We start from the raw sequence: 11,914 nt of genomic DNA, 5'->3' as shown, positions 1-11,914 counted from the left end.
TTAAGGTGGTTATTGCGGTGGGGCTCACCTCTTCCCATCCCGAACAGAGTAGTTAAGCCCGCCTGCGCAGATGGTACTGCAGTTATGTGGGAGAGTATGTCGTCGCCTTTCTTTGAAGAATCCTCATCATGAATTTGATGAGGATTTTTTGCGTTTACTCAATTGAATTATTCTAATGTTAGAATTTAGAGAATTGTTATCATTTTTTTATCCTTATTTGCATTGCATAATTATATGGATCAAGTGTTGTAAATGATATTTTCTCCTGTTTCACAAATTCAAAATAGCTCTATATTTTTCCTTTTGTAAATCGTTGTGACCAAAATCTTTCTTTAGTAGTCGTAAAACTATCTTTTGTATCAGTTATTACTGTTATTCCCATTTTCTGATACGATAGTTCTTGCTTTTTTCTTGTATTTTCGTTGTCAATATAGCAGGCTCCAATTAAAATTTCTCCATTTGCATTCAGCATTTTATAGGCAAAGGTGAAAATAGTATCAAATTTTTTGATAAATCAAGTTTTTCGGATAATAAATTATAATTTTCAAAAGGGAAGTTTTCAGGATAAAAATTACCTGCTGTAAACCAAGTTGTAATAATCAAATCATAATGCTTTTGTAATTGATTTAAATTTACTGCATCTAATTAAAAAACAGTTACTTTGTCTTCAATATTTAATTTTTTTGTTGCGTTACGGGATAAAGTAACACCTGTTTCGACATAGCCAAGTACCATCATACAATTCAATCATGTCCCACATTTCTGGTATTCCATATAAGTGTTTTTCTACTCTTCCATTTCTAATTCCTATGTCTAAAATAATTATAGGATTTCCTTTTTAAGGTATATTTTAGCAATTAGTTTGATTATTTCTATGAGCTTATCCTATTGTAGTTGTAATAACTCTTCGGATGAATAATTATTATCAAATGATTTGTGTGTAGTATTTTTCATTGTAATACTTTTCAATAATTACTTTATTTTTATTGATTTAAATTTCAAATGTAATCTGTCATAATTAAATCTGAAGAGCCTTTATATTTTAAGTGCTTATATTTTTTTAGATTCGATTTTAACCGAGTTAAGAGAAGATTAATTTATAGGTTTTAAGTTTTGTTCCGTACAATTTTTAAACATTAAATTGTATTTTTGGTAAACTATATAAAAATATAATATGAAAAGAATTATTTTGTTTTTGACATTTATTATGTCTTTAAACTCACAAGCTCAACAACGCCCAAAATTAGTGGTAGGTATAGTGGTAGACCAAATGAAAATGGAATATCTATATCGTTTTTCAGATGACTTTTCTGCGAATGGTTTTAAAAGATTAATGAATAATGGCTATACTTTTCACAATATGCATTATAATTATGTACCTACTTATACTGCACCGGGACACGCGAGTGTTTATACTGGAACTACTCCATCTACTCATGGTATTGTAGGAAATGATTGGTTTAATAAAGCTACCGGAAAAGATATGTATTGTACTGATGATGCTTCAGTTAAAATAATTGGCGATGGAACAGAGAAAGAAGGAGCCATGTCTCCAAAAAATTTGTTAACCACAACCATTACCGATGAGTTGCGAATGGCAACAAATTTTAAAGGAAAAGTAATTGGGATGAGTATAAAAGACCGTGGAGCAATTTTACCTGCGGGTCATTTTGCTAATTGGGCATTTTGGTACAGTAAAACTGGAGCTTTTATCTCAAGCACTTTTTATGGTTCAGCATTACCGAATTGGGTTACGGAATTTAACCAAGAAAAACGATTTATGAATTACATCAATAAAGGATGGAATTTATTGAATCCCATAGCCACTTATAATGAAAGTCTTCCTGATGATAATCCTTATGAAGGAAAGTTAGATAAAGCTAATGCACCGGTTTTTCCATACGATTTAAGTAAAATGTATAAAGAAAAAGGAGCAGATGTTTTGAGAACTACCCCTTTTGGGAATGATATTTTGGCAGAATTAGCCATGAAAGCTATAGAAAAAGAAGAGTTAGGGAAAGATGAAATTACGGATTTTTTGACGGTTAGTTTTTCTTCAACGGATTATGTAGGACATACTTTTGGACCACGTTCTATGGAGTTGCAGGATACATATTTACGTTTAGATCAGACGTTGGCTCAGTTTTTAAACTATTTAGATAAAACGGTTGGAAAGGATAATTACTTGCTTTTTCTGACTGCTGATCATGCCGGTGCTGAAAATCCAAATTATCTAAAAGATAATAAATATGATGTAAAAAATATTCCTTCTAAAGACATTGTAGAGGCATTAAAAAAACATTCTAACGAAACTTTCGGCGCTGATTTAATATTAGATTATTCTAACTTTAATCTTTTTTTCAATAAAGAAATTATTAAACAGAAAGGTTTAGAATTAGCAAAAGTAAAGCAAAGTTTTAAGGATTTTTTGATGACGCAAGAACAAGTTAAAAGAGTGTATACTGAAGAAGAAATTTTAGCTTCGTCAGGAGATGACTATTTTTTAAGTTTTATTTCTAAAGGTTATGATCCTAAACAAAATGGAGATATTGTTATACTTGATAAAACTGGGTATATGCAATATCAAGCTACAGGAACTACACATGGTTCACCTAATAGTTATGATACACATGTGCCTTTGCTTTTTTATGGATGGCAAGTTCCAAAAGGAGAATTGCACTCTAAAAAATTCATTACTCAAATAGCACCTACGCTTTCACAAATGTTGAAAATTCCATTTCCTAATGGAACTGAATCTGAAGTTTTAGATACCCTGTTAGATAAGAAATAATAGTATTGCGTATTATTAAAAAATCCCATTCGCCTCTGCGAATGGGATTTTTTATTTATGCTGTTGTTGCTGCAACTGGCAGCGGAATTTGATTTTTTAATAAATCTTCAAAGGTTTCATGCGCTCTTATTAAATGCCCTTCACCATTCATCCATAATACTTCGGCCGGTTTGTATCTAGAGTTATAGTTGGATGCCATAGAGAAACAATAAGCTCCTGCATTTCTAAAAGATAAAATATCGCCTTCTTTTATTTCAGCAATTTTTCTGTTATTAGCAAAAGTATCGGTTTCGCAAATATATCCTACCACAGAGTAGAAACGTTCTTTCCCTTTTGGATGTGATATGTTTTCGATATGATGTTGTGAACCATAAAACATTGGTCTGATCAAATGGTTAAAACCACTATCTATTCCTGCAAAAACAGTTGAAGTAGTTTGTTTAACTACATTTACTTTAGCCAAAAAGAAACCTGCTTCACTTACTAAAAATTTACCAGGTTCAAATATTAACGTTAATTCTTTCCCGTATTCAGTACAAAAGGCATTGAATCTTTTGGATAATTTTTTACCTAATTCTTCAATGTCAGTTTCGATATCGTCTTTTTTATAAGGTACTTTAAATCCACTTCCAAAGTCTAAGAATTCAAGGTTTTTAAAGTTTCTAGCGGCATCAAATAATATTTCGGCAGCATATAAAAATACTTCGATATCTAAAATATCAGAACCGGTATGCATATGAATTCCCACAATGTTCATTTTAGTATTTTCAACAATACGAACTAAATGAGGTAATTGGTGAACAGAAATACCAAATTTACTATCAATATGACCAACAGATATATTAGCATTTCCACCAGCCATTACGTGCGGATTTATTCTGATACATACTGGAACATTTGGGTATTTTGTACCAAATTGCTCTAATATGGATAAGTTGTCAATATTTATTTGAACTCCCATCGCCGATACTTCTTCAATTTCTTCAAGAGAAACACCATTTGGAGTATAAAATATTTTGTCTGGGTCGTAGCCGGCATGAAGTCCTAATAACACTTCTTGAATGGAAACAGTATCTAATCCTGACCCCATTTCTTTCAATAATTGAAGTATAGCAACATTAGACAAAGCCTTCATTGCATAATTGATGCGCAACTTATCTACCTTTGAAAAAGCTTTCGTTAATCTGTTGTATTGAGATTGTATTTTTTCGGCATCATAAACGTATAATGGACTGCCAAATTGTTCTGCTAATTGTAGTAAGTCTTTTGATTGCATGATTATTAATTTTGAGCAAATTTATTATTCTTTATTTAGTCCCACAAGCTAATAGATGAATTCTAACAAATTCTAACAAAAAGTTATAAATTAAACATTTATTTGAAATTTTATAAAAAAAATAACCCTTGACAAATTTTTCTATCAAGGGTTATAAAATGTTATTCAAACCTATAAGTTGGGTAAATCGCCATTTCCTTTGGTAGGTAAATTGGTATAACCCATCAAGTATTTATCAACTTCTCTGGCAGCTTCACGACCTTCAGATATTGCCCATACAATTAAAGATTGTCCTCTTCGCATGTCACCAGCAGTAAATATATGAGGAACATTAGTTTGATAATTAGTCGCTTTAAAATTGCTTCTCATATCAATTTCTAATCCTAATTGATCGCTTAAAGTTTTCTCCGGACCTGTAAATCCAAGTGCCAATAAAGCTAAATCACAAGGCCAAATTTTTTCTGAACCTTCTTTTTCTATCAGTTCAGGTCTTTGTCCAGGTATCATTTTCCAAGCCACTTCAACGGTTTTTAAACCAACAAGCTCTCCTTTTTCATTAGAAATAAATTCTTTGGTATTGATTAGCCAGTTTCTATTACAACCTTCTTCATGTGAAGAAGATGTTTTTAATTGCAGTGGCCAAAATGGCCAAGGAGTAGTTTCACTTCTTCCAACTGGTGGTTTTGGTAAAATCTCAAAATTAGTAACTGATTTTGCACCGTGTCTGTTTGAAGTTCCAATACAATCTGAACCTGTATCTCCACCACCAATAACGATAACATCTTTACCAGTTGCTTTAATTTGATCTGCAATGGATTCTCCGTACAATACTTTAGTTTGTTGCGTTAAAAAGTCCATAGCCTGAACAACTCCTTTACTTTCTATTCCTTTGGTTGGCAAGCTTCGTCTTTCGGTTGCACCACCACATAATACGATAGAATCAAAAGAATTTAATTCTTCAACACTATAGTTTACGCCAACATTTACATTAGTTTTAAAAGTAATTCCTTCAGCTTCTAAAACAGCAACACGTCTGTCGATAATTCCTTTTTCCAATTTGAAATTAGGAATTCCGTAACGTAATAATCCACCAATGGCATTGTCTCTTTCAAAAACCGTAACAGTGTGTCCTGCACGATTTAATTGTTGTGCAGCCGCTAAACCAGCAGGGCCAGAGCCTATTACAGCTACTGTTTTTCCTGTTCTAACTTCTGGTGGTTGTGGTTTAATCCAACCTTCAGCGAAACCTCTTTCGATAATATTTTTTTCAATATTCTCGATAGCTACTGGCTCGCTTATAATTCCTAATACACATGATTTTTCACATGGAGCAGGGCATAAACGGCCTGTGAATTCTGGAAAGTTATTGGTTGATTGCAATATTTTCAATGCACTTTCCCATTCTTCCTGATGTACCATGTCATTAAAATCTGGTATCAAATTTCCTAATGGACAGGCACTGTGGCAAAATGGAATCCCACAATCCATACATCTGGATCCTTGTTCTTTGATTTTATCTTTGGTTAACGGAATTGTAAATTCATCATAATTCGATACTCTTTCTGGAACAGCAACATTACTTTCGTCGGTTCTAGTATATTCTTTAAATCCTCCTATCTTTCCCATGACTATAGTGCTATTAGTTCTTCAATTTTTTTTTCTTCTGCCAATCTCTGTAATGCTTTTTTGTAATCAGTAGGCATTACTTTGATAAAATGGTTGCGTTGGTTTTCCCAATCTTCTAAAATCCTTTTTGCCAAAGGACTATTGGTATACATAGAATGATTTTTTATCAAACGTCTCAGTTTAGTAAAGTCATCATCTTCCAATGTTTCAAAAGCGACCATTTCCATATTACATAATGTAGCATCGAATTTTTTATTTGGATCAAAAACATAAGCAATACCACCGCTCATTCCTGCAGCAAAATTTCTTCCTGTTTTTCCTAAAACCACTACAGTTCCTCCGGTCATGTATTCGCATCCATGATCTCCAATCCCTTCTACAACAGCTGTTGCACCAGAATTTCTCACACAAAAACGTTCTCCAGCCATACCATTAATATAGGCTTCACCAGTGATTGCTCCGTAAAGTGCCACGTTACCAATAATGATATTTTCTTCTGGTTTGAAAGTAGCAGTAGGAGGGACTTTTATAATTAATTTACCTCCAGAAAGTCCTTTTCCTAAATAATCATTACAGTTTCCATGAATTTTAAAAGATAGACCATTTGTTGCAAAAGCACCAAAACTTTGTCCGGCAGAACCTGTAAAATCAACTAATATTGTGTCCTCAGGTAAACCTTGTGCACCATATATTTTTGAAATTTCATTACTCAATATAGCTCCAACGGAACGGTCTGTGTTTTTGATATCAAAAGTAACTCTTGTTTTTTCTTTTCTATAAATAGAAGGAATAGCTGCTTTTATAATTTCAAAATCAAGTACATGGTCTAAAGCATGGTCTTGTGTAGTCGTATTGTGGTTTGGAACTTCTTTAGCTTTTTCTGGTTTATATAAAATAGTAGATAAATCTAATCCACTTGCTTTATAATGCTTGATGGCTTTATTGACATTCAATTTTTGAGATTGTCCCACCATTTCTTTTAATGTTCTAAATCCAAGTTGTGCCATGATTTCTCTCAACTCTTCAGCAATAAAATACATAAAGTTAATGATATGTTCCGGTGTTCCTTTGAAATTTTTTCTCAATTCAGGATCTTGCGTTGCAATACCTACAGGACACGTATTCAAGTGACACGCTCTCATCATAATACAACCAGATGCTACTAAAGGAGCGGTTGCAAAACCAAATTCTTCAGCTCCAAGTAATGCAGCGATAGCAACATCACGCCCTGTTTTCAATTGTCCGTCACATTCTAAAACTACACGACTTCTTAAATCATTTAGAATTAATGTTTGTTGTGCTTCTGCTAATCCAAGTTCCCAAGGAATACCTGTATGTTGCAGTGATGTTAATGGTGCAGCTCCAGTTCCTCCGTCGTATCCTGAAATCAAAATCACGTCGGCTTTTGCTTTAGCAACACCGGCAGCGATTGTTCCAACACCCACTTCAGAAACTAATTTTACGTTAATTCTAGCTTCACGATTGGCATTTTTTAAATCAAAAATTAACTGTGATAAATCTTCAATAGAATAAATATCATGGTGTGGCGGAGGTGAAATTAATCCAACATAAGGTGTAGAATTTCTTACTTCAGCAATCCAAGGCACTACTTTTTCGCCAGGTAATTGTCCACCTTCTCCAGGTTTTGCACCTTGAGCCATTTTTATTTGTATCTCTTTGGCATTTGTCAAATAGTTGATAGAAACCCCAAATCTTCCAGAAGCAACTTGTTTAATAGCACTATTTCTAGAATCACCATTTAAGTCTTTTTGGAAACGTTTAGAATCTTCTCCACCTTCTCCAGAATTACTTTTTCCACCAATTCTGTTCATTGCAATCGCTAGATTTTCATGAGCTTCTTGGCTGATAGATCCATAAGACATGGCTCCAGTTTTGAATTTTTTTACAATTTCTGTCCAAGGCTCCACTTCGTCAATTGAAATAGGATCTAAGTTATTGAATTCAAATAAACCTCTGATGGTCATCAAGTTTTCACTTTGATCATTTACCATTTTAGAGTATTCTTTATAACTCTCAGGACTGTTTAAACGTACTGCTTGTTGCAATTTAGAAATCGTCGTTGGATTAAACATGTGTTTTTCTCCTGATCTTCTCCATCTGTAAATACCTCCAATTTCTAAAGGCAATAAATTGCTGACTTTTGAATTTGGAAATGCTTTTTGGTATCTTTTCTTAATTTCTTTTTCCACTTCGATTAGCCCAATTCCTTCAATTCTGGAAGGAGTATATGGGAAATATTTAGAAGTGAATGTTTTGTTTAATCCTAAAATTTCAAAAATTTGTGCTGCTCTATACGAATGTAAAGTAGAGATACCAATTTTGTTCATGATTTTCAGAATCCCTTTTGCAATAGCTTTATTATAGTTTTTAATAGCATAATCTGCTTTTACACCAGTGATAAAACCTTGGTTAACTTGGTCATGAATAATTTCATTTACCATGTAAGGATTAATTGCGCTGGCACCATAACCAAATAATAAGGCAAAATGATGTGGTTCGCGAGGTTCTGCGGATTCGATTATAATTCCAAATTTAGAACGAACTTTCAGAATGTTAAGCGAATGATGAATGTAAGAACACGCCAATAACATTGGTATTGGAGCCATTTTTTCGCTTACTCCTCTATCCGAAAGAATCACAATGTTGCAACCTTCTGAAACTGCTTTGAAAGTCGCCTGAACCGCTCTTTCCAAAGCGCGTTCTAGCCCGTTTACTCCTTTTTTTATATCGTATAATGTAGAAATAGTGACTGATTTGAAATCAGCATGATCAATATTTCTTATTTTATCTAAATCCTCGTTTGAAATTACAGGATTTTGTATTTTTAATTTTTTACAATGCTTAGGCTCAATATCAAAAATATTAAAATCTCCACCAATCGCTAAACTGATATCAGTAATGATTTCTTCACGAATACCATCCAAAGGTGGATTGGTAACCTGAGCAAATAATTGTTTGAAATAGTTGTATAACAGTTGTGGCTGATCAGATAAAACAGCTAGCGGAGTATCGTTACCCATAGAACTTAATGCTTCTGCACCTTCAGCTCCCATTGGGTTTATAATTGTTTTTAAATCCTCTATTGTGTAACCAAACAAACGTTGTCTTGTTTCGAAATCAATATTTTCCGTAGGGATTGGATTGTCAGTATAAGGGATTTTTGCTAATTGCAATAAATTTTCATCCAACCATTGTTTGTAAGGACGTTTGGTTACAATCGCATTTTTAATCTCATCATCTTCAATGATACGACCTTCATTCATGTCAACCAAAAACATTTTTCCTGGTTCTAAACGACCGTGTTGAATCACATCTTCGGGTTTGATGTCAAGAACACCAATCTCTGAAGACATAATTACAAAACCACTTTTAGTCAATGTATAACGAGATGGACGTAATCCATTTCTATCCAATAAAGCACCAATAACGTTACCATCTGTAAAAGGAATAGACGCCGGTCCGTCCCATGGTTCCATGATGCATGCATTGTATTCGTAAAACGCTTTTTTGTCTTCCGACATGGTTTGGTGTTTTTCCCAAGCTTCAGGAACAACCATCATCATTGCTTCAGGTAGAGAACGACCTGTCATCAATAACAGTTCAATTACCATATCCATAGAAGCCGAATCTGATTTTCCTTCTAAAATAATTGGGAATAATTTTTTGATGTCATCACCAAAAACATCACTTTTCATCAGTTCTTCACGAGCACGCATACGGCTAATATTCCCGCGAAGTGTATTGATTTCACCATTGTGGCACATGTAACGGAAAGGTTGTGCCAATTCCCAAGATGGGAATGTATTGGTAGAGAAACGTTGGTGAACCAAAGCTAATCTGGTTACCAAGTCATCGTCTAACAAATCAGTATAGTATCTACTGATGTCTTCCGGCATCAACAAACCTTTGTATATAATGGTTGTAGTGGAGAAACTTGAAAAATAGAATCTGTAACTTTCTGAAATTCGTGAATTCCTGATTGTATGCTCAGCAATTTTTCTTCCCGCAAACATTTTGGCGTTAAATTGTTGTTCTGTAAGGTCTAATCCATTTTTACCAACAAATACTTGTTTAACGGTTGGTTCTTTTTCAGCAGCAATTTGACCCAAATTAGAAACATCTACAGGGACATCTCTCCATCCTAAAACTTCTAAATTTTGATCACGTATTGATGCTTCAAAAGTTGTTTTACAAAAAGCTACTTGGTTTGGACTTTTAGGCATAAAAACCATTCCTACAGCATATTGTCTAGCTTCTGGGATTTCAAAATCACATACTTTCTTAAAAAAATCATGAGGGATATCAAATAATATTCCAGCTCCATCTCCAGTTCTGCCATCTGAACTCACAGCACCACGGTGTTCTAATTTGATTAGAATGTCCAGTGCTTTGTGTATAATATCATTTGATTTAATTCCATTCAAATTACAAATGAATCCTGCTCCGCAATTGTCGTGTTCAAATTCGGGCAAATAAAGGCCTTGTTCTTTAACTTTCATGCTTAATATTTTTTTTACAAAATTAAAGATTTAGTAACATATAACAGGCTTAAAAGTTAAAAACGCCTTGTTTTTACAGTTCTAATAGAAAAAGGTTAAATAAATCACAATAATAAGATTTAAGGACATCTGATTTGATTTTTCGACAAAAACAAAATGAATTTTGAGCCGTAAAGCCCAGAATTTTGAGAGAAATGTTTTACTGATGGTTTTTCTTCAATATTTATAACAAATTAGTAATTAATTTTTATATTTTTTATAATTTGATGCCTGTTATTGCCGGGTTTAAAATATCTAAATTTAGACTCCATTTAAATTGAAAAAAAAATAACAGTTAAGTTTAATTTTGCTATTTTTGTGCCACTTTTATTCTGAAATAAATTCAGAATCCAGACAAATTCTATATTATGAACATACACGAATATCAAGGAAAAGAAATTTTAGCTAGCTACGGAGTTCGCATTCAACGCGGAATCGTTGCTAATAGCCCAGTAGAAGCGGTTGCTGCTGCAAAACAATTAACTACCGAAACTGGTACAAGTTGGTATGTAGTAAAAGCCCAAGTTCATGCAGGTGGGCGTGGTAAAGGTGGTGGAGTTAAGCTTGCCAAAAATTTACAACAAGTAGAAGAGATTTCAGAGCAAATCATCGGAATGCAATTGATAACTCCTCAAACTTCTGCTGAGGGTAAAAAAGTACACAAAGTTTTAATCGCTGAAGATGTTTATTATCCTGGTGAAAGTGAAACTTCTGAGTTTTATGTTTCTGTTTTATTGAATAGAGCTACAGGTCGTAACATGATTATGTATTCTACTGAAGGTGGAATGGATATTGAAGAAGTTGCGGAGCACACTCCACATTTAATTTTTACTGAAGAAGTTGATCCTTCTGTTGGATTACAAGGTTTTCAAGCAAGAAGAATTGCTTTTAACTTAGGTCTTTCTGGAAATGCTTTCAAAGAAATGGTGAAATTCATCGATTCTTTATACAATGCTTATATTGGATCTGATGCTTCGATGTTTGAAATCAACCCGGTTTTAAAAACATCTGATAATAAAATTATGGCTGTAGATGCTAAAGTAAATATCGATGATAATGCTTTATACAGACAAAAGAAGTATGCTGACATGCGTGACGTTCGTGAGGAAAACCCAATCGAAGTTGAAGCAAAAGAAGTAGGTTTAAATTATGTTGATCTTGACGGTACAGTAGGATGTATGGTGAATGGAGCTGGTTTAGCTATGGCAACTATGGATTTAATCAAGTATGCTGGTTTTGAGCCTGCTAACTTCCTTGACGTAGGTGGAACTGCTGATGCAAAACGTGTGGAAACTGCTTTCCGTATTATCTTAAAAGATCAAAACGTAAAAGCAATTTTGATTAATATTTTTGGTGGAATCGTTCGTTGTGACCGTGTGGCGCAAGGAGTTGTTGACGCTTACAAAAATATGGGTGATGCAATTAAAGTGCCAATCATTGTTCGTTTACAAGGTACAAATGCAGCTATCGCAAAAGAATTAATTGATAATTCGGGAATGCCAATTTTATCTGCTGTTGAATTTCAAGAAGCAGCTGACCAAGTAAAAGCAGCACTTTCTTAATTAGAAAATTGTTATATATATTCAAAAAATCCTGAGCTTTCACTCAGGATTTTTTTGTTTTTACCAGTAGATTATTTGTTTTTTGAAATCTATTTTTAAG

6 protein-coding genes and 1 rRNA gene are annotated in these 11,914 nt (G+C 33.5%); 3 read left to right on the top strand and 4 right to left on the bottom strand.

What is annotated here, in order from left to right; genetic code table 11:
- Position 1 precedes the first annotated feature (1 nt).
- Positions 2-111 (top strand): 5S ribosomal RNA (rrf, locus tag QLS65_RS09780).
- Positions 112-289: 178 nt separating this feature from the next.
- On the opposite strand, the gene QLS65_RS09775 is transcribed toward rrf, so the two are convergent.
- The gene (locus QLS65_RS09775; protein ID WP_282717144.1) at positions 290-472 is read right to left on the bottom strand and encodes a hypothetical protein; all 183 of its coding nucleotides are present in this window, start codon (positions 470-472) and stop codon (positions 290-292) included.
- Between the two features lie 702 nt (positions 473-1,174).
- Here QLS65_RS09775 and pafA point away from each other — a divergent pair.
- A complete protein-coding gene (pafA, locus tag QLS65_RS09770) occupies positions 1,175-2,791 on the top strand; it encodes an alkaline phosphatase PafA (protein ID WP_282717142.1) in 1,617 nt (538 codons plus the stop codon).
- Positions 2,792-2,846: 55 nt separating this feature from the next.
- On the opposite strand, the gene lysA is transcribed toward pafA, so the two are convergent.
- From lysA to gltB, 3 genes are all read right to left on the bottom strand, one after another.
- The gene (gene lysA / locus QLS65_RS09765; protein ID WP_099716003.1) at positions 2,847-4,067 is read right to left on the bottom strand and encodes a diaminopimelate decarboxylase; all 1,221 of its coding nucleotides are present in this window, start codon (positions 4,065-4,067) and stop codon (positions 2,847-2,849) included.
- 171 nt (positions 4,068-4,238) lie between these two features.
- On the bottom strand, positions 4,239-5,693 hold the full coding sequence (locus QLS65_RS09760; RefSeq protein ID WP_282717139.1) for a glutamate synthase subunit beta: 1,455 nt from the start codon (positions 5,691-5,693) through the stop codon (positions 4,239-4,241).
- Between the two features lie 2 nt (positions 5,694-5,695).
- The gene (gene gltB / locus QLS65_RS09755) at positions 5,696-10,213 is read right to left on the bottom strand and encodes a glutamate synthase large subunit (RefSeq protein ID WP_282717137.1); all 4,518 of its coding nucleotides are present in this window, start codon (positions 10,211-10,213) and stop codon (positions 5,696-5,698) included.
- 407 nt (positions 10,214-10,620) lie between these two features.
- On the opposite strand from gltB, the gene sucC reads away from it, so the two are divergent.
- Positions 10,621-11,814, top strand: coding sequence for an ADP-forming succinate--CoA ligase subunit beta (gene sucC / locus QLS65_RS09750; RefSeq protein WP_099716000.1), 1,194 nt, complete (start codon positions 10,621-10,623; stop codon positions 11,812-11,814).
- Positions 11,815-11,914 lie beyond the last annotated feature (100 nt).

It is taken from the genome of Flavobacterium algoritolerans (assembly GCF_030010385.1).
Classification (GTDB): domain Bacteria; phylum Bacteroidota; class Bacteroidia; order Flavobacteriales; family Flavobacteriaceae; genus Flavobacterium; species Flavobacterium algoritolerans.
Note: the sequence above shows the minus strand (reverse complement) of the source record. Positions and strands in the feature narration are given on the sequence as shown.

Coding starts and splice junctions, on each gene's coding strand:
- QLS65_RS09775 (WP_282717144.1), bottom strand. CDS start 472: ATGCTGAATGCAAATGGAGAAATTTTAATTGGAGCCTGCTATATTGAC.
- pafA (WP_282717142.1), top strand. CDS start 1,175: ATGAAAAGAATTATTTTGTTTTTGACATTTATTATGTCTTTAAACTCA.
- lysA (WP_099716003.1), bottom strand. CDS start 4,067: ATGCAATCAAAAGACTTACTACAATTAGCAGAACAATTTGGCAGTCCA.
- QLS65_RS09760 (WP_282717139.1), bottom strand. CDS start 5,693: ATGGGAAAGATAGGAGGATTTAAAGAATATACTAGAACCGACGAAAGT.
- gltB (WP_282717137.1), bottom strand. CDS start 10,213: ATGAAAGTTAAAGAACAAGGCCTTTATTTGCCCGAATTTGAACACGAC.
- sucC (WP_099716000.1), top strand. CDS start 10,621: ATGAACATACACGAATATCAAGGAAAAGAAATTTTAGCTAGCTACGGA.